The sequence below is a fragment of the Achromobacter sp. Marseille-Q4962 genome, from assembly GCF_943737005.1.
Classification (GTDB): domain Bacteria; phylum Pseudomonadota; class Gammaproteobacteria; order Burkholderiales; family Burkholderiaceae_B; genus Achromobacter.
The window spans coordinates 87,990-109,429 of sequence record NZ_CALSFU010000007.1; the positions used below are offsets into that span (position 1 = coordinate 87,990).

Genomic DNA, 21,440 nt, shown 5'->3' on the forward strand with positions numbered 1-21,440 from the left:
CAGGGGCCGGCTTGATGCGCGTCATCCGCCGTTGTCACGGCAAAACAACACCTGCGGAAAAAACCGCCGCGGACGCGGCGGCTTCACCCTCCCGAAATGCCGTAGGCCGTGTTCAGCAGTTGCGGCACGATCTCCCTGGCCATGCGTTGCGGGGGATAGGCGTCGGTCGCCGCCGTGACATTGATGGCCGCGCGCGGCAGCCCGGGCTCGTCGCGCAGCAGCACGGCCGCCCCGATCTGGTTGAGCAGGACCTGGTCTTCGGCAAGCGCATACCCCTGCTCGCGCGCCCGCGCGATTTCGCCCGCCAGCGCGGCGCGGTCGGTCACTGTGCGCACGGTATAGGGCTGGATGTCGGCCCGCTCCAGATACTCGCGCACCGCGTCATCGCCGCGCTGCGACAGCAGCATGCGGCCCGCGCTGTTGCACCAGGCCGGCATGCGCCGCCCGGGCAGCATTTCCGCCAGCGTGAGCTGGCGGCTCGGCAGGCGCAGCAGATAGATCATGTCGCCGCCGTCGAGCACGCTCATGTTCACCGCCAGCCCGCAGCGCTCGCGCAATGCCACCAGATGCGGCGCCGCCCGCGACACCAGCCGGTCGCTGCGCAGGAAGAAATAGCCCAGCTCCACGACGCGCGGCGTCAGCACGTAGCGCCGGGTCTGCGGGTCTTTCCCGAGGTAGCCCATGCGCTCCCAGGTGTGCGTGAAACGCTGCGCCGCGCTTTTGCCCAGCCCGGTAATCTGCCCGATCTCGGTCAGCCCCAGGGATTCGCGCGTGTTCCGAAACGCCTCGAGCACCCGCATCGCCTTGGGCAGGGAAGCAATGTAGAGCGGATCGCGCGGCCCGCCGCCCTCGGGCGGATCGTCTTCCAGTCTGTCGGTCATGGGAGTGCCTCGTTTACCCGGATTGCGGCGCCTGGCGTCCGGACGGTTAAATATTGATTAACAGTACTATGTATTGTATTGCAATACAAGTGCCGAAAAACTCTAGCCGAGGACATCCATGAGCTGGCAAACCCTGTGCAGCATGACGGCGACCCAGATGCGCGCCGAGATCGCCGCGGGACGGCTGAGCGCCCGCGAACTGACCGAAGCCCATCTGGAATCGATCGCGCAGCGCAATTCCGCCGTCAATGCCGTGGTGACGGTGGATCCCGAGGGCGCCCTGGCGCAAGCGCGCGCCGCCGACCAAGCCCAGGCCGCCGGCCGGGCGCTGGGCCTGCTCCATGGCCTGCCCGTCGCGCACAAAGACTGCTTTCTCACGGAAGGCATGCGCACGACCTGGGGTTCGCCCATCCACGCCGGCTTCGTTCCCGCGCAGTCCAGCCTGATTGTCGCGCGCCAGCGCGCCGCCGGCGCCATTACCCTGGGCAAGACCAACATGCCCGAATTCGGCGCCGGCTCGCAGACCTACAACCCGGTATTCGGCGCCACGCACAACCCCTATGATCCTTCCCGCACCGCGGGCGGCAGCAGCGGCGGCGCGGCCGCCGCGCTGGCCTGCCGGCTGCTGCCCCTGGCCGACGGCACCGACATGGGCGGCTCGCTGCGCAATCCGGCCAGCTTCTGCAACGTCGTGGGCCTGCGCCCCTCGCCGGGCCGCGTGCCCCTGTGGCCCAATGCGGCCGCCTACAACACGCTGACGGTCGCCGGGCCCATGGCCCGCACCGTTGCCGACGCCGCCCTGTATCTCGCCGCGATGGCCGGCCCCGATGCGCGAGATCCGCTTTCCATCGACCAGGACCCGGCACGCTTTCTGGGCGCGCTGGAACGCGATTTCGCCGGCACGCGCGTGGCCTACGCCCCCGACTGGGGCGGCCTGCCCACCGAACCGCGCGTGCGCCAGGTGCTCGACGGCCGATTGGGGGTCTTCGCCTCGCTGGGCTGCGAGATTGTCGAGGCCTGCCCCGATTTCACCGGCGCCGACAGCGCCTTCCACGCCTTGCGCGGGCTGGCTTTCGCCACTACGCAGGGCCAGGCCCTGGCGCGCGAGCGCGCGCGCATGAAAGACACCGTCGTCTGGAACATCGAGCTGGGCCTGCAGCAATCGGGCGCCGCGCTCGCGCAGGCCGAGCGCGACCGCGCGGCGCTCTTCGCTCGCATGCATGCCTTCATGCAGGACCACGACTATCTCGTCGGCGCGGTCAGCCAGGTTGCCCCCTTCCCGGTCGACGAACCCTATGTGCGCGAGATCGATGGCGTGCCCATGGGGAACTACATCGACTGGATGCGCTCCGGCTATTACCTCTCGCTGACCGGGCATCCGGCGATCTCGGTGCCATGCGGCTTCACGCCCGACGGGCTGCCCGTGGGCATCCAGATCGTGGGCCGCTATCGCGATGAGCTGGGCGTACTGCGCCTGGCGCACGCCTTCGAGCAGGCCACGGAATGCTGGCGCAGGGCGCCCGCGGGCATGGCCTGAGCGCCGCACCGCCGGCGAAGATTTCCACACGCGGAGCCCGGCTCCGCTTCTCAAGGGGAGAGCAGTCCAATGTTGCGCAGATTTTTCCAACGCCTGGCCCTCGCCGCCATGGCAGCCGTGGCCATGGCGCCCGCGCACGGCCACGCCCAGTCCGGCTGGCCGGCAAAGCCCGTCACGCTCATCGTGCCCTTTCCGCCCGGCGGCTCCACCGACGTGCTGGCGCGCCTGTTCGCCGCCAAACTGGGCGACCGGCTGGGCCAGAGCGTGGTCGTGGAGAACCGCCCGGGAGCCAATACCGGCATCGGCGCTGCGGCCGTGGCGCGCGCGGCGCCCGACGGCTACACGCTGCTCATCACGGGCGCGCCCACCTTCACCACCAATTCGCTGCTCTACCCCAATCTGGGCTATGACCCGATCAAGAGCTATGAATACGTCGCCATCGCGGGCAGCGCGCCGTTCGTGATCCTCACCAACCCGCAGACCGGCCTGTCCAACGTAGCGGACATCGTCAAGCAGTCCGCCGCCGGGCCGTTGAGCTTCGGCTCTTTCGGCACGGCGTCCACGCCCCACCTGGCCGGCGAATTCCTGGCGCAGCGCACGGGCGCGAAACTGCTGCACGTGCCCTATCGCGGCAGCGCGCCGGCCATGACGGACCTGATCGGCAACCAGATCCCGCTGTCCATCGACACCCTGGTCGCGGCCTTGCCGCAGATCCGCGCGGACAAGGTCCGCGCGCTTGCCGTCACGGGCGCCGAACGCGCCCGGCTGCTGCCGCAAGTGCCCACCGTCATGGAGTCCGGCGTCGCGGGCTATGACTTCATCACGTGGTACGGCATCGCCGCGCCGCGCGGCACGCCCGCCCCCGTCGTCGAACGCCTGTCGCGGGAAGTGAAGGCCATGCTGGCCGACGCGGATACGCCGCAGAAGATGCGCGATCTGGGCTTCGATCCCTTCTATGCCGACGCGCAGGCGTTCCGCGCCCGCGTGAAGCAGGAACTCGAACGCAATGCGGGCGTAATCAAGGCGGCGGGAATCAAGCCGGAATAGCGCCCTGGCGATGCGCCCGGCGCGCATCGCCAAAGATGCATGAGGTGGCGGCAACGCAACAAAGAACGGACCGCCGGCACGGCCCGCGCGGGCCATAACGCATTGCGCTGCGGGCCGGGTGGTATATAGTGAAGCGGTCCTGTCGCTGATTCCGCAGCAGCGGAATGAGTGTCTGTCTTGCGCCATCTCCGCCATGAATGACAATGACAGCATAGGTAACCCGGGGCGCCGCGCCTTTTTCAGAAAGTCGCTTCCGCTCATCCCCGCCACGGCGCTGGCCGCCTCGGGCGGCGCCCTCGCAGCGCCAGTCCCCGCCCCCCTGCCCGAAGTTCCCGGACCGGCGGTGGATCCCTCCCTGGCCAATGCCGCCAAATACCAGCCCCGGTTCTTCACCACCGAGGAATACCGCTTTCTCCAGGCCGCGGCGGCCCGCCTGATCCCCAAGGACGAACTGGGCCCGGGCGCGCTGGAAGCGGGCGTGCCCGAGTTCATCGACCGCCAGATGGGAACCGCATACGCGGCCGGCGGCCTGTGGTACATGCAAGGCCCCTTCGCGCCCGATGCGCCCAGAGAAATGGGCTATCAGCTCAAGCTCAGTCCCCGCGAGGTGTATCGCCTGGGCATCGCGGCGGCCGATCGGTGGTGCGCCCGGAAGCTGGGCAAGGCATTTGCCGAACTGGGTCCGCAAGAGCAGGACCAGGCGCTGGCCGCCATGGAAAAAGGCATAGACGGTTTCGAGCACCTGCCCTCGTCCACGTTCTTCTCCATGCTCTGGACCAACACGCGGGAGGGCTTTTTCAGCGATCCCATGCACGGCGGCAACAAAGGCATGGCGGGTTGGAAGCTCATCAATTTTCCCGGCGCGCGCGCCGACTTCATGGACTGGATCGAGCGCGACGAGAAGTACCCCCAACCCCCGGTTTCCATACGCGGCGCAAGAGGATAGCCCATGGCCACGACCCTGAAAAAGACCGACGTGGTGGTGCTGGGCTTCGGCTGGACGGGCGCCATCATGGCCAAGGAACTCACCGAGGCCGGCCTGTCGGTGGTGGCGCTGGAGCGCGGCCCCATGCGCGACACCTATCCCGACGGCGTCTACCCGCAGACCATGGACGAACTCACGTACAACTCGCGCAAGAAGCTGTTCGTGGACGTATCCAAGGAAACCGTGACCATCCGCCACACCAGCAAGGACACCGCCCTGCCCAACCGCCAGCTCGGGGCCTTCCTGCCGGGCAACGGCGTGGGCGGAGCCGGCCTGCACTGGTCCGGCGTGCACTTCCGGGTCGACCCCATGGAGCTGCGCATGCGCAGCCACTACGAAGAACGCTACGGCAAGGACTTCATCCCCGAAGGCATGACCATCCAGGACTTCGGCGCCACGTACGAAGAGTTGGAGCCTCACTTCGATTTCGCCGAGAAAGTCTTCGGCACGTCGGGCACGGCCTGGACCGTCAACGGCAAAAAGGTGGGCGAAGGCAAGGGCGGCAATCCTTTCGCGCCCGACCGCTCCAGCGACTTTCCGCTGCCGGCGCAGAAGAACTCGGTGTCGGCCATGCTGTTCGGCAAGGCGGCCGAAGCGGTGGGCTACCACCCCTACAACATGCCTTCGGCCAATACCTCGGGCCCCTACACCAACCCCTACGGCGCGCAGATGGGGCCCTGCAATTTCTGCGGTTTCTGTAGCGGCTATGCCTGTTATATGTATTCCAAGGCATCGCCCAACGTGAACATCCTGCCCGCGCTGCGGCTGGAGCCGCGCTTCGAGCTGCGCACCCATTGCCAGGTCCGGCGCATCAACCTGGCGCCCGACGGCAAGACCGCCACCGGCGTGACCTACGTGGACGCGGCCGGGCAGGAAGTGGTGCAGCCCGCCGACATCGTGGCGGTGTGCATGTTCCAGTTCAACAACGTGCGCATGCTGCTGCTGTCCGGCGTGGGCAAGCCCTACGACCCGGACACCGGCACCGGCGTGGTGGGCCGCAATTTCGCCTACCAGAACATGGCCACCATCAAGGTCTTCTTCGGCAAGGACCAGCACTACACCAATCCCTTCATGGGCGCGGGCGGCAACGGCATCGCGGTCGATGATTTCAACGCCGACAACTTCGACCACGGGCCGGCAGGCTTTGTCGGCGGTTCGCCGTTCTGGGTCAACCAAGCAGGCACCAAGCCGATCTCCGCCTCGGTCGCGCCGCCCGGCACGCCCGGCTGGGGCAGCGGCTGGAAGAAAGCCATGGCCGACTACTACGAGCACCACGTCTCCATGGACGCGCACGGCGCGCACCAGAGCTACCGGGCCAACTACCTCAGCCTGGACCCCACCTACAAGGACGCCTGTGGCGATCCGCTGCTGCGCATGACCTTCGACTGGCAGCCCAACGACATCAAGATGAACCTGTTCATGCAGGAGAAAATGGCCGCCATCGCGCGCGCCATGGGGGGCAAGGCCATCGGCGTGTCGGGCAAGCAGGAAGGCGCCCGTTTCGACACCTCCAGCTACCAGACCACCCACTTGAACGGCGGCGCCATCATGGGCGTTGATCCGCGCACCAGTGTGGTCAACCGCTATCTGCAGTGCTGGGACGTGCACAACGTCTTCGTGCTGGGGGCCTCGGCCTTTCCGCAAGGGCTGGGCTACAACCCCACGGGGCTGGTGGCCGCGCTCGCGTACTGGTCGGCCAGGGCCATCCGCGAACAGTACCTGAAGCGCCCCGGCGCGCTGCTGAAGGCATGAGGAGCGGACCATGATGCAAGCACGCGACGGCCGCGCCGCGCATCCGTGGGCCCGGCCGCTGGCCGCCCTGGGCGCGGCGGGCGCGGCGGCCCTTTGCGCCGCCGCGGGCCTGACCTGGGCGAGAATGCCGGGCCCCGCGGCCGGCGGCGCGAGCAACGTGCCCGCGCCGCAGGGCCAGACGGGGCCGCAGCCCATGATCTCCGCTGCGCCGCATGCGCCCCCGCCCGCCAACGACGGGGCCACTTCCAGCGACCCGCTGGTGCGCGGCGCCTACCTGGCGCGCATGGGAGACTGCGTGGCCTGCCACACCGCCCCGGGCGGCAAGCCTTACGCGGGCGGCCTGCCGATGGCCTCGCCCATCGGCACGCTGTACTCCACCAACATCACGCCCGACGCCAAGACCGGCATCGGCGGCTACAGCTTCGAAGACTTCGACCGGGCCGTGCGCGAGGGCGTATCGCGCGACCGGGGCAGCCTCTACCCCGCCATGCCCTACCCGTCCTATGCCCGGCTGAGCGAGCAGGACATGCGCGACCTGTACGCCTACTTCATGAAAGGCGTCGCACCGGTGGAGCATGCGGTGCCCGACAACGACATCCCGTGGCCGCTTTCCATGCGCTGGCCGCTGGCCGTCTGGCGCATGCTGTTCGCGCCCGACGCCGACGAGGTCCAGGCCAAGGCCGACGCCGTCTCGCCGCAGGCCGACCCCAAGCTGCGCGGCGCCTACCTGGTCGAGGGCCTGGGACACTGCGGCTCGTGCCATACGCCGCGCGCCTTCACCATGCAGGAAAAGGCCCTCACCGACAGCGACCCCGTCTACCTGAGCGGCGGCGACGCCCCCATCGACGGCTGGATCGCCAAGAGCCTGCGCGGCGAAGCCGCCGACGGCCTGGGCCGCTGGTCGGAACAGGACATCGTCGATCTGCTGAAGACCGGGCGCAACAACCAGACCGCCGTCTTCGGCGGCATGAGCGACGTCATCCGCCACAGCACGCAATACCTGAGCGACCGGGATCTGCGGGCCATCGCCGTGTACCTGAAGGCCCTGTCGCCGCGCGAACCGGGCCGCGGCGACCCCGCCTACGCCGCCAGCCCGGACACCGCCAACGCCCTGTGGAAGGGCGACGCGCGCGCGCGCGGCGCCGCCCTGTACCTGGACAATTGCGCCGCGTGCCACCGTTCCGACGGCAAGGGCTATGCGCAGGTGTTCCCGGCCCTGGCGGGCAACAGCGCCGTGCTCGCGGCCGACCCGCGCAACGTGATAGGCATCGTGCTCCAGGGCCACGAGGTGCCGGCCACCGCCACGCGGCCTTCCACCTTCACCATGCCGGCCTTCGGCTGGCGGCTGACGGACCAGCAGGTTGCCGACATCGCGACCTTCGTGCGCGCTAGCTGGGGCAACCAGGCCGGGGCGGTGGACAGCGGCGCGGTCCGCAACGTGCGCAGCGGGCAGCAGGAAGCCGCGTCGTCATCGCAATAGCGCCCTCGGGCGTGTCAACCCGGACGCCGCGCCCATCCAGAAAGCCAATTGCGCGAGCACGCCCGCGCCGGCCAGCGTCCAGGCCGCCGCCAGCGCCGGGGCGCCGCCCACCCCGGCCTGGGGCGGATTTTCGTGGACTTCTGCCTGGAGCTGTTCGCGCACTGGCCCAGGCGGGCCTGGCCGGCCGCCGGGCCCCGGCATATCCGGATGCCTATTGCGCGGTGTAGCCGCCGTCCGCGACCAGGGCGCTGCCGGTAATGAAACTCGCGCCGTCGGACAGCAGGAATGCAATCGCATGGGCGATTTCCCCGGCGCTTCCGAGGCGGCCGATAGGATGCTGGCTGACCAGTCCCGCGCGGGTGGCGGCATCGTAGCGGCCAAGCAGCGGCGTGTCCACGTAGCCCGGATGGATGGAATTGACGCGGATGCCCTTGGCCGAGTAGGCCAGCGCCGCGGAGCGCGTCAGGCCCGTAACGCCATGCTTGGACGCGTTGTAGGCGGGCGCATGGCCGGCGCCGACCAGCCCCAGGATCGAGGACATATTGACGATCGCCCCGCCGCCGGCGGCGAGAATGGCCGGAATCTCGTAGCGCAGGCCGTACGCCACGCCATTGAGATTGATGTCGATGACGCGTTGCCAGACGTCGAGCGCCATCTCGCCCGCCGGGCCCGAATCCCCGCCGACACCGGCATTGTTGACCGCGAAGTGCAGCGCCCCGAAATGCTTCACCGCGCAATCGACGGCCGCCTCCACCTCGCCGGGCCTGGACACGTCGGCGACGTTGGCCGCCGCCTTGCCGCCCGCCGCGACGATATCGTCGACCACGCGCCGCACCGCGGCGGCATCCCGGTCCGAGACGACCACCGACAGGCCGTTGGCGGCCAGCAGGCGGGCGGTGGCCTCCCCGATGCCGGACGCGGCGCCGGTGACCAGCGCCGACACGCCCGAGAACGAATACTTCATGGCAATACTCCTTGCACGTCGTGCCCAACGCGGGCCGGGGCCGACCGCAGCGGCCGCCCCGCCCCGCTTCAATACATGTGCTGTCCGCCGTTCATGGCCAGGTTGCTGCCCGTCATGAAGGCCGCGGCGTCGCTGCAGAGGAACGCGACCAGCTCGGCGATTTCCGCGGGCTGGCCCAGCCTGCCCACCGGAATCTGCGAAATGATCTGCGACTCCAGGATGTCCCTGGGAATCTTGGCGACCATCTGCGTCTCGAGATAGCCCGGCGACACGGTATTGACCGTGACGCCCTTGCTCGCCAGCTCCAGCGCGAGCGACTTGGTGAAGCCGTGGATTCCCGCCTTGGACGCCGAGTAGTTCGTCTGGCCGAATTGCCCCTTGCTGCCATTGACGGACGAGATGTTGACGATGCGGCCCCAGCCCCGCTGCACCATGCCCTCGACGAACGGCTTGGTCACGTTGAACATGGAGTCGAGGTTGGTGCGCAGCACCGCGTCCCAGCTCTCCTTGCTCATTTTCCGGAAGCTGCCGTCGCGGGTAATGCCGGCGTCGTTGATCAGGATGTCGACCGCCAGGCCATCGGCGTGGATGCGCGCCGCCATCTCCTGGCACGAGTCGAAGTCCGAGACATCGGTCCCGTAGGCCCGGAACGCGTAACCGCGCCCGGCCTGCTGCCGCAGCCATTCTTCGGCGCGCGTATTGGCCTTGCTGTGGGTGACGATCACCTCGTGGCCCGCGTCGTGCAGCCGGAGCGCGATGGCTTCGCCCAGCCCGCTCATGCCGCCCGTTACCAGCGCAGTGTGTTTAGCCGACATGGGCGTCCCCTTTCTTCTTGGCCGCTCCGCCCTCGGCCGGAGCCCATTGGGCGCCCCAGTTTCCGAAGTAGTCGAGGAACGGAAGCTTGGCGCCGCCGGGCTCGATGCCGCCTATCGAGGATTTCTGCCAGGACTGGATCGCCTGCTGCAGGCCCTGCGTGAACGCCGCCTGGTTCTCGATCGCGATCTGGGTGGCGTTCTGCGCGTCCGCGAAACGCTGCTGCACCTGGCGCCAGAACGCCTCGGCCGGCAGCGCGAGCAGCGTCTGCCACGTCGAGGTCTGCCCCAGGTTCTCGATCTCGGCCTTGTATTCGCCCGCGCCTTCCTGGCTGACGCGGGAGGCCAGCCCCAGCCATCGCTGGCTGTTTTCGTGCAGCAACTGTGCAACGCGGAGATGCAGCTCGATGTTGGCCCTCAGCAGGTCGAAGGGAAAAGCGTTGTTGGTAGCCATGGAAACTCCTTAGCAATCGGATTGCTCCCGCAGGAGGCGGCGGGAGGGTATGGCCACGTCGGCCGCCGGCCCGTTTCTGGCGTATGGCGACGGCATGGCTACTTCTCCTTGACGTACAGCCCGGGGGCATCGCAGAGCGGCGCATAGCCGCGCGCAGCCGCTCCAAGCGCAGGCGGCTTGACCGGGGCCCCCGAGCGGCTCTTGAGCCAGGCAGCCCAGGCTTCCCACCACGAACCGCGGTGGACCTTGACCTTGGCGGCCCACTCGTCCGGCGACACATAGCCGCCGCCGCGCGGACGCGTCGCGATCTGGTACTGCCTGCGCGGATGCCCGGGCTCGCTGATGATGCCGGCGTTGTGCCCGCCGGTCGTAAGCACGAAAGTGATTTCTGCGGGAGACAGGTGATGCAGCTTGTACACCGACCGCCACGGCGCGACGTGATCCTTCACGGTGCCCACGCAGAACGTGGGCAGATCCAGCGTGCTCAGCGTCACCGGCCTGTCTCCCACCGGATAGCGGCCGTTGGCCAGGTCGTTGTCGAGAAACAGCCGGCGCAGATACTGAGAATGCATCCGCGCCGGCATGCGCGTGGCGTCGGCGTTCCACGCCATCAGATCATTCATGGGGCGGCGCTCGCCCAACAGATACTCTTCCACCAGCCGCGACCACAGAAGGTCATAGGAACGCAGCATCTGGAACGCCGCCACCATCTGATCCGCCCGCAGATAGCCCGACTCCGCCATCTGCGCCTCCAGCAGGCTGACCTGGCTCTCGTCGATGAACAGGCCCAGCTCACCCGGCTCGCTGAAATCCGTTTGCGCCGTGAACAAGCTCAGCGACGCCAGGCGCCCGGCCTGGCCGTCGCGCACCATGGCCGCGGCCGCGATGGCCAGCAGCGTGCCGCCCAGGCAGTAACCCGTGGCATGAATCTTCCGGTCCGGCACGATGGCCCGGATGGCATCGAGCGCGGCATGAACGCCATGCTCCATGTATTCGTCCATGCCGAAGTTCCGCTCGGCATAGCTTGGATTCTTCCATGATATGCAGAACACGGTATAGCCTTGCGCCACCAGATACCGGATCAGCGAGTTCGACGGCGACAGATCCAGGATGTAGTACTTCATGATCCACGCCGGCACGACCAGTATGGGCTCCGGATGCACCCTGGAGGTGGCCGGGCCGTACTGGATCAGCTCCATGACCGGATTGCGCAGCACCACCTTGCCCGGCGTCACCGCCACGTCCTTTCCCACGACGAAGCGCTCCGTCCCGGCGGGCGGCAGGCCTGCGGCGCGCCGCTGTATGTCTTCCAGCAGATTGTTCATGCCGCGCACGAGATTCATGCCGGCTTCCTCCACCGTGCGCCGCAGCGCCACCGGGTTGGTCGCCAGCAGGTTGCCGGGCGAGAAAATATCCAGCCACTGCCGGGCCGTAAAGGCAACGACTTTCTGGTGATGCCGCGACAGCCCCCAGATATCGCTGGTCGCCGCCTCCCACCAGTGCTGCGTCATGAGGAAACTCTGGTGCAGCAGACTGAAAGGCCATTGCCGCCATGCGGGATCGCGGAAACGACGGTCCAGGATGGGCGGTTCGATATGCGCCGGCCCCTTCAGCGGGCCCACGTGCGCATATTCGCGCAGATAGTCGGAAAGCTCCTGCGCCTGGTCGATCGCCAGCTTCGTCAATTGCAGGCGCTTGCCGGGCGAGCGCGCCAGGTGGCTCAGCCAGTCCACCATGGCCAGCGTGGCCGATTCCGGCGAAAGCGACGTCCAGGCGCGTGCCCAGAGCGCATGCGCGTGCGCGTCGATGGAATCGGGAGGGGCGGCATCCGCCGGCTCTGACACGGCATACTCCTTCGCGAGGCGTTGCTGACAAACGTGACGACCCTATGGTGTCGCGTGGCGCGCCAAAAGGGATTGACCTAAGTCAACTAGCGACCAACTGGTCGGTAGCTGCATCCGCGCGCATGCGTCTGCGTTGCACATCGCCGCGCAATGTTGCAGAACGATACGCGCACCTCCGGGCAGGCCCCCCGGGCGTGGGTAACAACAATTGACATCCACGGCGCGGCGCCCACGGAAACACGAAACGCGGCCCATGCCCCATCAGAACATCGACCGCGGGTCGCGAGCAATAGCACGCTTTCCATGGCCCTGCCCACGAGCGCGGCCCGCGGGACTGGAATCGATGAAGCCGCCGTTGCGCGCGCCATGGATCTGCAAGGGATGGACGCCCGTTCGTCGCGCGCCACGAGAGCATGGGCAGGTAGCGCATGCCTTCATTTCTGCCATGGGAAATGGACGGACCCCGGCACCTCGGCCAGTTGCTCACCTTGGGGCATGCCTCTCAATGCTTGGCCAAGACGTCGCTCTTGCGGACCACGATGCCTGGCGTGCCTCGGAATCCGCTCGACGGCATCAGCATCGGATTGTCGTCGAGGGCCTGGCGGACAGCGTCGGGGAAGACCGACAACCAGCAGCGCCTGCGCAATGCCATATGGCGCAGCCTGTACGACAGCAAGCACGAGGCCATCGCAGAGTATTCGGTATTCGCAAACTTCAGTCGGCCGTTCCTGAACTTAAAAAACGAAAGCGAACTCAAGGCGCTTGCGGCTTTGGTGGCGTTTCTGGCATCGGCCCAAGCAGGTTTCATGTCTGGCGAGGTAGTTCATATCAGCGGTGGTCGTTACGGATAAGCTGCGACTAAGGAAAACGGACAATGACTCATCAACAATCGCTTTCCCGTGAACTCTCCGAATGGGCCATGAGGCTGCGCTTCGACCAAGCCCCCGCTGACGCGCGGCAGGCGATCGCTAATTGCCTGCTGTATAACCTGACCATGGGCCTTGCGGTGGACGACAGTAATGACCAGCTCGGGAGGGCTCTGCGCTCCATTGCCGACGCGAACGGTACTGCGCGTCTATTCAGGGGTCGCGGGACTCGCAGTGCAGCGGATACCGCCTTCATCAATGCCGGGCTCATCACGGCGCGCGGCCAGAACGACACCCATCCCCAGGTCGTCACGCATATGCGCTTCGAGATTGCGACGGGCAGCCAAGCTGCCATCAGCGTTGCCGCGATCAAGGGGCGTATGTCTTCCGAGAGGAAAATCTGGATAGCCCGGCTGATTGCCGAAGAACTGCGAGCGAGCGACTTTATCCCTGCCCTGCCCGCCGATCCGGCTTGAATGTTGCCGGCTTCGAGGTAGCGCCGTGAATCTCGACCCCACGCGAGGTCTGATCCTGGCCCGGTCAGAGTTCGGGCGAAAATCTTTGCCCGCCGGAACCGAGCGACCAAGCAAGTTGGCGCCGACCATGCCCCAAGCGCACACAGGCTCAGAGGAATGGGCCCGCCTCAACTCGAACCCAGGAGAGAGAAGACAGGCGGCGAAATACGCTATTGCGACCGACTGCGCATTCTTGCCTCAATGCCCACATGGATTTGCTCACGGCCCACTGCAAGTTCGTTGTCCCATAGGTTGTCCCATAAGCCGGGCAAAGAAAAAGGGCCAGCTCAACGACATTGAGCTAACCCTTTGATTTTATTGGTCGGGGCGGCGGGATTCGAACTCGCGACCCTCTGCTCCCAAAGCAGATGCGCTACCAGGCTGCGCTACGCCCCGAAGGGTCGCCACTATAACAGATCCGGCCTGCCCGCCGGGGCGATGGCATGCGAGCAGTTACCGATTGACGCCTATATATTTCAAGCCTAAATTAAAAAGCCGCCCGCCTGGGGCGTGCCGCCACAGGCCGTTAGCATCGGCTGCGAGGCGTATACACAATCACAATCGTTCATCGGGAAAATCATGTCTCACGCATCCGCCGCGCCAGCCTGGGGTACGCCGGGCCGCACTACCTATACCGTGTTGCTCGTCTGCTGGCTGGCCATTCTGTTCGAAGGCTACGACGTGGGCGTGATGGGCGCGGTGCTGCCGGCGCTGGCGGAGTACAGGGAATGGAACCTGACCCCGCTGGAACTGGGCATGCTGGGCAGCTATGCGCTGGCGGGCATGTTCGTGGGTTCGTTCGCGGTGGGCACGCTGAGCGATCTGCTGGGGCGGCGGCGCATGCTGCTGGGATGCGTGGGGCTGTTCTCGCTCACCATGGTGGGCGCGGCCTGGGCGCCGACGCCGGCCTGGTTCGCGGCGTTCCGGTTCCTGGGCGGCCTGGGGCTGGGCGGGGTGATCCCGGTGGCGGCGGCGCTGACGATCGAGTACTCGCCGCCGCCGCGCCGCGGCTTCAATTACGGGGTGATGTACTCGGGGTATTCGCTGGGCATCCTGTGCTCGGCGGCCGTGGCCATGGCCCTGCTGGCCCATTGGGGCTGGCGCGCCGTCATTGCGGCGGGCGCCCTGCCGCTGGTGCTGCTGCCGCTGCTGGCGCGCCTGCTGCCCGAATCGCTGGAGTATCTCTTGTCCAAGGGCGACGAGGCCGGCGCCCGCGCGCAGGCCGCGCGCCTGGGCATCGCCTCGCTGGAGCCGTTCCGGCCGCGCGAGGTGGAGGGCGAGAAGGCGACGTGGCGCGATGTGCTGGCGGCGGTGTTCGCTCCGCGCCAATTGCGGGCCACGCTGTGTTTCTGGGGCGCGCTGTTCCTGGGGATGATGCTGGTGTATGGGCTGAACACCTGGCTGCCGCAGATCATGCGCAAGAACGGCTACGACCTGGGTTCGAGCATCTCGTTCCTGCTCGTCTTCAGCCTGGCCTCGGCGGTGGGCGGTCTGGTGCTGGGCCGGTTTGCCGACAAGAGCGAGCCGCGCCGCATCGTGTCGCTGTTTTTCCTGGTGGGCGCGGCGGGCATTTACTGCCTGACCTACCGCAATTCGCTGGCCGTGAATTATCTGTGGGTGGCGCTGGCCGGCGTGGGCAGCATTTCGTCTTCGCTGATTCTCACCGGCTACCTGGCGGGCTACTATCCGGCGCACGCGCGCGGCGCGGCGACTGGCTGGGCGCTGAGTTTCGCGCGCATCGGCGCCATGAGCGGGCCGATCGTGGGCGGCTATCTCGCCAGCCTGAAGCTGCCGCTGGCGTGGAATTTCGTCGTGTTTTCCTGCGCGGCGGCGCTGGCGGCGATCCTGGTGATGCTGATCCCGGCGCGGCGGGCGGCGGCCGCGCATGCGGCAGACGAGCCCCTGCCCGCCCAGGGCGACTGAGGCCCGGAAGCCCGTCGCCTCAGCCGAAGCGGCCGGTGATGTAGTCTTCGGTTTCCTTGCGAGCGGGCTTCACGAAGATCTGGTCGGTCTGTCCGTACTCCACCAGCTCGCCCAGGTACATGTAGGCGGTGAAGTCCGAGCAGCGCGCGGCCTGCTGCATGTTGTGCGTCACGATGACCACGGTGTACTCGTTCTTGAGTTCGGCGATCAGCTCTTCGATCTTGGCAGTGGAGATCGGGTCCAGCGCCGAACACGGCTCGTCCAGCAGCAGGACTTCGGGCTTGATGGCCACGCCGCGCGCGATGCACAGGCGCTGCTGCTGGCCGCCGGACAGGCTGTTGCCGCTCTGGTGCAGTTTGTCTTTCACTTCATTCCACAGCGCGGCCTTGCTCAGCGCCCACTCCACGCGCTCGTCCATCTCGCCCTTGGACAGGCGCTCGAACAGGCGCACGCCGAAGGCGATGTTGTCGTAGATGCTCATGGGAAACGGCGTGGGCTTCTGGAACACCATGCCCACCTTGGCGCGGATAAGCGAGATGTCTTTCTTCGAGGTGAGCAGGTTTTCGCCGTCGAGGATGATTTCGCCCTCGGCTCGCTGGCCGGGGTACAGCTCGAACATGCGGTTGAAGGTGCGCAGCAGCGTGGACTTGCCACAGCCCGAAGGGCCGATGAAGGCGGTGACCTTCTTTTCCTGGATCGACATGTTCACATTGCGGATGGCATGGAACTTGCCGTAGTAGAAGTTGAGGTTCTTGACCTCGATCTTGTTCTTGACGGCGGCGGCGGTGTTTTCCATTGGGTTTTCCTGAAGCCGGCTCCAAAGCGGCGCCGGCGTAGCGGCCTTTACTTGCGGAACATGTTGCGGGCGACGATGTTGATGCCCAGCACCAGCAGGGTGATCAGCGTGGCGCCGGCCCAGGCCAGGTTGTTCCAGTCCTTGAAGGGGCTGGCCGCGTACTGGTAGATGACCACGGGCAGGTTCGCCATCGGCGCGTTCATGTTCAGCGACATGAACTGGTTGGACAGCGCGGTAAAAAGCAGCGGCGCGGTTTCGCCGGAAATGCGGGCGATGGCGAGCAGCACTCCGGTGATGATGCCGGTCTTGGCGGCGCGATAGCACACCATGGTGATCATGCGCCACTTCGGGCAGCCCAGCGCCGCGGCGGCCTCGCGCAGGCTGTTGGGCACCAGCAGCAGCATGTTGTCGGTGGTTCGCACCACCACCGGAATCACCAGGATGGACAGCGCCAGGGCGCCGGCCCATCCGGAATAGTGGCCCACCTGCGCCACGTAGATGGCGTAGATGAAGAGGCCGATGATGATGGACGGCGCCGACAGCAGCACGTCGTTGAGAAAACGCGTGGCCGGCGCGAGCCAGCCGCGCTGGCCGTATTCGGCGAGGTAGGTGCCCGCCAGGATGCCCACCGGCGTGCCGATCAGGGTGCCCACGCCCGCCATGAGCAGGCTGCCGATCACGGCGTTGAGCAGGCCGCCCTGCTGACCCGGCGGCGGCGTGATTTCGGTGAACAGCGTCAGCGACAGCGCCGGCGCGCCCTTCACGAGCAGCGTGAGGATGATCCAGAAGAGCCAGAACAGGCCGAAGGCCAGCGTGCCCAGCGAGATGCCCAGCATGACGCGGTTGACGATTCGGCGCCGGCGATAGATGCCGTTCTGCATGTTGAGGACGGAAACAGCCATGTTTTTTCCTTGGAGCCTCAGGTCTTGCGGCCTTCGCCGGCCGCCAGGCGGACCAGCAGCATTTTCGACAGCGCCAGCACCACGGTGGTGATGAGGAACAGGATCAGGCCCAGTTCCAGCAGCGCGGATTTCTGGATGCCGCCCGCTTCGTTGAATTCGTTGGCGAGCGCGGAAGCAATGGAGTTGCCCGGCGAGAAGAGCGAGCCGGACCACTTGAAGGCGTTGCCGATCACGAAGGTGACCGCCATGGTTTCGCCCAGCGCGCGGCCCAGGCCCAGCATGATGCCGCCGATGACGCCCGACTTGGTGAAGGGCAGCACCACGCGCCACATCACTTCCCAGGTCGTGCTGCCCAGGCCGTAGGCGGATTCCTTGAGCATGGCGGGCACCAGCTCGAACACGTCGCGCATCACCGCGGCAATGAAGGGAATAATCATGATGGACAGGATCAGGCCCGCGGTGAAGATGCCGATGCCGAAAGGCGGCCCGGCGAACAGGCCGCCGATCACGGGCACGCTGCCCAGCGTGGCGATGAGGAACGGCTGCACGTGCTGCTGGAACACCGGCACGAATACGAACAGGCCCCACATGCCGTAGATGATGGAGGGAATGGCGGCCAGCATTTCGACGGCGGTGCCCAGCGGCCGGCGCAGCCAGGCCGGCGACAGCTCGGTCAGGAAGATGGCGATGCCGAAGGACACGGGCACGGCGATGATGAGCGCGATGGCCGAGGTGAGCAGGGTTCCGATGATGGGAACCACCGCGCCGTAGCTCTGCTTGACCGGATCCCAGTCGTTCAGCCACAGGAACGAGAGCCCGTACTTGGCCAGGGTTTCACGGCTGCCGTAGACGAGCGACACCATGATGGCCGCCAGCAGGATGAACACCAGGAAGGCGAACAGGCGGGTGAGATTCTTGAACAGCGCATCCATCAGCGCGTTTTTGCTTTGCTTCATAGGCGAAGGCGTGCCGGTAGTCACGGAGTCCGCCCCGGAAGGCGAAAGCGGCACACTATTATCCATTACCGCGCTCATGGATGGACTTTCCTCGGGAAAACAGGGGTTCGTTCTGCTCGGGCAAGGCCGGCGACGCGGGGCGGGCCGGCCGCAAGGCGGACGGCGCGAGGCATGGCGCCCCGCGCCGGCACGCTTTATTGCCAGACGGGCTTGCCGTCGGCGGACTTGATCTCGCCCCAGGCGCCGCGGATTTCCTTGGTGACCGACTCCGGCAGCGGCACGTAGTCCAGGGCCTCGGCCGACTTGGCGCCGTTCTTGAACGCCCAGTCGAAGAACTCCAGCACCGCCTTGCCCTGCGCCGGCTTGTCCTGCACCTTGTGCACCAGGATGAAGGTGGCGGCGGTCACGGGCCACGAATCGGCGCCCGGCTCGTTGGTCAGCACCACGCCCATGCCCGGCGCGCTCTTCCAGTCGGCGTTGGCGGCCGCGGCGGCGAACGCCTTCTGCTCGGGCTGCACGAACTTGCCGTCCTTGTTCTGGAGCTGCGTCCACGCCAGCTTGTTCTGCTTGGCGTAGGCGTATTCCACGTAGCCGATGGAGTTCTTGAGCTGGCCCACGTAGGCGGCCACGCCTTCGTTGCCCTTGCCGCCCTGGCCGGTGGGCCACTTCACGGCCTTGCCCTCGCCCACCTGCTCTTTCCACTCGGGCGAAACCTTGGACAGGTAGTTGGTCCAGCCGAAGGTGGTGCCCGAACCGTCGGAGCGATGCACCACCACGATGTCGGCGGCGGGCAGCTTCAGGCCGGGGTTGAGCGCCGTGATGGCGTTGTCGTTCCACTTCTTGACCTTGCCCAGGAAGATGTCGGCCAGGACCTTGCCCGAGAGCTTCAGCTTGCCGGGCTCCACGCCGTCGATGTTCACCACGGCCACGGTGCCGCCGATCACGGCCGGGAACTGCAGCAGGCCGTTCTTGTCGAGGGCGTCGGCCTTCATGGGATCGTCCGAGGCGCCGAAGTCCACGGTCTTGGCGATGATCTGCTGCTGGCCGCCGCCCGAGCCGATGGACTGGTAGTTCACGGCATTGCCGGTGGCCGCCTTGTAGTCGGAGGCCCACTTGGCGTAGACGGGATACGGGAAGGAGGCGCCCGCGCCGGTGACGTTGGCGGCCTGGGCCGCGAACACGGCGGCGCTCAGCGCGACGCCCACGGAAACTTGTTTGAAGACGCGTTTGAACATCAGGGGTTCCTTCTGTGCTCGTTGGAGGAGTCCGGACGGGCTGTTTGGCCGCCCGCCTTTCTGCGACCCACGCATCTTAGGAGCTCAACGTGACAGGATAGTGACAGTCATGTAGGACCACCCCCGAAGCGCCTGCGGCGCTTCCCCCTCGAGGGGGCGCGCCTGCGGACCGGCGAAGCCGGATCCGCGGCGCCCGGCTTGGGGCGGGCGGCTCGCGGCGCGCGGCGGAACCCGTCCCCTTATTCGCCGCGTCCTTCGGGCTCAGGTGCCGAGTTTCTGCATCAGAAACTGGTGCAGGTTGAAGGGTTCGCGGCGGCTGCGGACGCGGACGTAGTCGCCATTGGGCTGTTGCTGCCAGGCGAGCTGGTTGTCGCGCAGGGCGTAGGTGAAGGCTTCGTCGATGACGCGCTTCTTGAGCGACTTGTCGTAGATGGGAAAGGCGACTTCGACGCGGCGAAAGAAGTTGCGGTCCATCCAGTCGGCCGAGGAGAGGTATACGGTTTCGGCGCCGTCCGCGTAGAAGTAGAAGACCCGGGAGTGTTCCAGGAAGCGCCCCACGATGGAGCGCACGCGGATGTTCTCGGACAGGCCCGGCACGCCGGCGCGCAGCGCGCATACGCCGCGCACGATGAGGTCGATTTTCACGCCGGCCTGGCTGGCCTTGTAGAGCTCCTCGATGACGCGCTCTTCGAGCAGCGAGTTCATCTTGGCCATGATGCGCGCGCGCTTGCCGGCCTTGGCGGCGCGCGCCTCGGCGCGGATGGCCGCGACCATGCCGTCGTGCAGCGTGAAGGGCGACTGCAGCAGCGCCTTGAGCGAGCGGCGGGCGCCCAGGCCGGTGAGCTGGGTGAACACCTTGTCCATGTCTTCGCACAGGCGGGGGTCGGCGGTCAGCAGGCCGAAGTCGGTGTAGAGCCGCGCCGTGCGGGGATGGTAGTTGCCCGTGCCGAGGTGCGCATAGCGGCGCAGCCGGCCTTTTTCGCGGCGCAGCACCAGGGCCATCTTGGCGTGGGTCTTGTGCGCCACCACGCCGTACACCACGTGCGCCCCCACCTCCTCGAGGCGGGCCGCCCAGTTGATGTTGGTCTGCTCGTCGAAGCGCGCCATCAGCTCCACCACCACCGTCACTTCCTTGCCGGCCCGCGCCGCGGCCAGCAGGATCTTCATCAGCTCGGAATCCTCGCCGGTGCGGTAGATGGTCTGCTTGATGGCCATGACGTCCGGGTCCAGCGCGGCGGCCGTCAGGAAATCGATGATGGGCTGAAACGACTGGTAGGGATGGTGCAGCAACCTGTCCTGCTCGGCCACCGCGGCGAACAGCTCGGCCGGCTTGTCGCCCACCCGGTCGAAGGGCGCCGGCACCGGCGCGCGGTAGTCGGGAAACAGCAGATCGGGCCGTGCTGTGGCGTTGCACAGCTGCATCAGGCGGCTCAGGTTCACCGGCCCCGACACGCGGTAGGTGTCGGCGGGCTGCAGCGAGAACTCCCGCTGCAGGAAGGTTTCCAGTTCCACTGGCGTGAGCTTGTCGATTTCCAGGCGCACGGCCGCGCCGAAATTGCGCTGCGACAGCTCGCCCTGCAGGGCGTGGCGCAGGTTGGTGACTTCTTCCTCGTCCACGAAGAGGTCGCTGTTGCGCGTGACGCGCCACTGGTAGCAGCCCAGCATTTCCAGGCCCGGGAAGAGCTCTCCCACGAACGCCCGCAGCAGCGAGGTGAGCAGGATGTAGCCCTCGGGATGGCCGGACAGCGCCTCGGGCATCTTGATCAGGCGGGGCAAGGCGCGCGGCGCCTGCACGATGGCGATGGATGCCTGGCGGCCGAACGCGTCGGCGCCCGAGAGCGACACGATGAAGTTCAGGCTCTTGTTGTAGACGCGCGGAAACGGGTGCGCCGGATCGAGCCCGATGGGCGTGAGCAGCGGCATGACGTCGCGGCTGAACACCTCGCGCGCCCATTCCTGCTGCTCGGCGTTCCATTCGGAGGCATGGTGCAGCACCACGCCCTCGGCGTGCAGCGCGGGCAGGATGGCGTCGTTGAGCAGCGCGTACTGGCGCGCCACCAGTTCGTGCACCGCCTTTTGCACCGCGTCGAAGGACTGGTCCGGCGTCATGCCGTCCGGCCCCACGAGATTGGGCGATTGGCGCTGCTGCTCCTTCAGGCTGGATATCCGGATCTCGAAGAACTCGTCCAGGTTGGAACTGACGATGCACACGTAGCGCAGCCGTTCCAGCAGCGGCGTCGAGGGGTTCTCCGCCATCGCCAGCACGCGTTCGTTGAATTTCAGCAGCGAAAGCTCGCGGTTCAGCAGCGCGGGCTCGGCGGGCGGGCGAGAAGTCATTCCGGATTCCATACGGGGCGAGAAAGCGGCAAGTTTTACGGCAATAGCGTGACGGTTCTATGACATGCGGCACGACATAAGATACGCCAAAACCGGGACACATGACACAGGCGGCATGCGCGCCCGTAACCGGCAAGCCGCTGTTTCATAAGCG

At 66.8% G+C, this 21,440-nt stretch carries 18 protein-coding genes and 1 tRNA gene; 8 read left to right on the plus strand and 11 right to left on the minus strand.

Annotation, left to right across the window (positions count from 1 at the left end):
• Positions 1 to 83: 83 nt before the first annotated feature.
• Positions 84 to 881, minus strand: coding sequence for an IclR family transcriptional regulator (locus NGJ44_RS07860; protein ID WP_251863606.1), 798 nt, complete (start codon positions 879 to 881; stop codon positions 84 to 86).
• Positions 882 to 999: 118 nt separating this feature from the next.
• On the opposite strand from NGJ44_RS07860, the gene NGJ44_RS07865 reads away from it, so the two are divergent.
• From NGJ44_RS07865 to NGJ44_RS07885, 5 genes are all read left to right on the plus strand, one after another.
• Complete coding sequence (locus tag NGJ44_RS07865) at positions 1,000 to 2,418, plus strand: amidase (RefSeq protein ID WP_251863607.1); 1,419 nt, start codon at positions 1,000 to 1,002, stop codon at positions 2,416 to 2,418.
• A gap of 69 nt (positions 2,419 to 2,487) precedes the next feature.
• A complete protein-coding gene (locus tag NGJ44_RS07870; protein WP_251863608.1) occupies positions 2,488 to 3,465 on the plus strand; it encodes a Bug family tripartite tricarboxylate transporter substrate binding protein in 978 nt (325 codons plus the stop codon).
• Between the two features lie 193 nt (positions 3,466 to 3,658).
• The gene (locus NGJ44_RS07875; protein ID WP_053244109.1) at positions 3,659 to 4,411 is read left to right on the plus strand and encodes a gluconate 2-dehydrogenase subunit 3 family protein; all 753 of its coding nucleotides are present in this window, start codon (positions 3,659 to 3,661) and stop codon (positions 4,409 to 4,411) included.
• Positions 4,412 to 4,414: 3 nt separating this feature from the next.
• Positions 4,415 to 6,202, plus strand: coding sequence for a GMC family oxidoreductase (locus tag NGJ44_RS07880; protein ID WP_251863609.1), 1,788 nt, complete (start codon positions 4,415 to 4,417; stop codon positions 6,200 to 6,202).
• Positions 6,203 to 6,212: 10 nt separating this feature from the next.
• Positions 6,213 to 7,682 carry a cytochrome c gene (locus NGJ44_RS07885; protein ID WP_502802117.1) on the plus strand — a complete coding sequence of 490 codons (1,470 nt, stop codon included), beginning with the start codon at positions 6,213 to 6,215 and terminating at the stop codon, positions 7,680 to 7,682.
• Positions 7,683 to 7,893: 211 nt separating this feature from the next.
• On the opposite strand, the gene NGJ44_RS07890 is transcribed toward NGJ44_RS07885, so the two are convergent.
• From NGJ44_RS07890 to NGJ44_RS07905, 4 genes are all read right to left on the minus strand, one after another.
• Positions 7,894 to 8,646: an SDR family NAD(P)-dependent oxidoreductase gene (locus tag NGJ44_RS07890; protein ID WP_053244111.1), complete on the minus strand. Its 753-nt coding sequence runs from the start codon at positions 8,644 to 8,646 to the stop codon at positions 7,894 to 7,896.
• 68 nt (positions 8,647 to 8,714) lie between these two features.
• Positions 8,715 to 9,461 (minus strand): acetoacetyl-CoA reductase, encoded by a 747-nt coding sequence (phbB, locus tag NGJ44_RS07895; protein ID WP_053244112.1) that lies wholly within the window; start codon positions 9,459 to 9,461, stop codon positions 8,715 to 8,717.
• Entirely contained in the window at positions 9,451 to 9,912 is a 462-nt protein-coding gene (locus tag NGJ44_RS07900) for a phasin family protein (RefSeq protein WP_053244113.1), read from the minus strand. The genes phbB and NGJ44_RS07900 overlap by 11 nt, the downstream gene beginning before the upstream one ends.
• Before the next feature lie 98 nt (positions 9,913 to 10,010).
• On the minus strand, positions 10,011 to 11,756 hold the full coding sequence (locus NGJ44_RS07905) for a PHA/PHB synthase family protein (protein WP_053244114.1): 1,746 nt from the start codon (positions 11,754 to 11,756) through the stop codon (positions 10,011 to 10,013).
• Positions 11,757 to 12,184: 428 nt separating this feature from the next.
• Between NGJ44_RS07905 and NGJ44_RS07910 the strand changes: the two genes are divergently transcribed.
• Together NGJ44_RS07910 and NGJ44_RS07915 are read left to right on the plus strand one after the other, a co-directional pair.
• A complete protein-coding gene (locus NGJ44_RS07910) occupies positions 12,185 to 12,607 on the plus strand; it encodes a hypothetical protein (protein ID WP_200907981.1) in 423 nt (140 codons plus the stop codon).
• A gap of 23 nt (positions 12,608 to 12,630) precedes the next feature.
• Positions 12,631 to 13,098, plus strand: coding sequence for an MmgE/PrpD family protein (locus NGJ44_RS07915; protein ID WP_053244116.1), 468 nt, complete (start codon positions 12,631 to 12,633; stop codon positions 13,096 to 13,098).
• A gap of 358 nt (positions 13,099 to 13,456) precedes the next feature.
• On the opposite strand, the gene NGJ44_RS07920 is transcribed toward NGJ44_RS07915, so the two are convergent.
• Positions 13,457 to 13,533: transfer RNA gene (locus tag NGJ44_RS07920), tRNA-Pro, on the minus strand.
• Positions 13,534 to 13,716: 183 nt separating this feature from the next.
• Between NGJ44_RS07920 and NGJ44_RS07925 the strand changes: the two genes are divergently transcribed.
• Positions 13,717 to 15,060: an MFS transporter gene (locus tag NGJ44_RS07925; RefSeq protein WP_053244117.1), complete on the plus strand. Its 1,344-nt coding sequence runs from the start codon at positions 13,717 to 13,719 to the stop codon at positions 15,058 to 15,060.
• Positions 15,061 to 15,079: 19 nt separating this feature from the next.
• On the opposite strand, the gene pstB is transcribed toward NGJ44_RS07925, so the two are convergent.
• From pstB to ppk1, 5 genes are all read right to left on the minus strand, one after another.
• Complete coding sequence (pstB, locus tag NGJ44_RS07930; RefSeq protein WP_053244118.1) at positions 15,080 to 15,856, minus strand: phosphate ABC transporter ATP-binding protein PstB; 777 nt, start codon at positions 15,854 to 15,856, stop codon at positions 15,080 to 15,082.
• 47 nt (positions 15,857 to 15,903) lie between these two features.
• Positions 15,904 to 16,758, minus strand: coding sequence for a phosphate ABC transporter permease PstA (gene pstA, locus NGJ44_RS07935; protein WP_082308232.1), 855 nt, complete (start codon positions 16,756 to 16,758; stop codon positions 15,904 to 15,906).
• 17 nt (positions 16,759 to 16,775) lie between these two features.
• Positions 16,776 to 17,792 carry a phosphate ABC transporter permease subunit PstC gene (pstC, locus tag NGJ44_RS07940; protein ID WP_053244119.1) on the minus strand — a complete coding sequence of 339 codons (1,017 nt, stop codon included), beginning with the start codon at positions 17,790 to 17,792 and terminating at the stop codon, positions 16,776 to 16,778.
• A gap of 116 nt (positions 17,793 to 17,908) precedes the next feature.
• A complete protein-coding gene (pstS, locus tag NGJ44_RS07945; protein WP_053244120.1) occupies positions 17,909 to 18,949 on the minus strand; it encodes a phosphate ABC transporter substrate-binding protein PstS in 1,041 nt (346 codons plus the stop codon).
• A 261-nt stretch (positions 18,950 to 19,210) separates the two neighbouring features.
• Positions 19,211 to 21,286, minus strand: a complete 2,076-nt coding sequence (gene ppk1 / locus NGJ44_RS07950; RefSeq protein WP_053244121.1) for a polyphosphate kinase 1 — start codon at positions 21,284 to 21,286, stop codon at positions 19,211 to 19,213.
• Positions 21,287 to 21,440 lie beyond the last annotated feature (154 nt).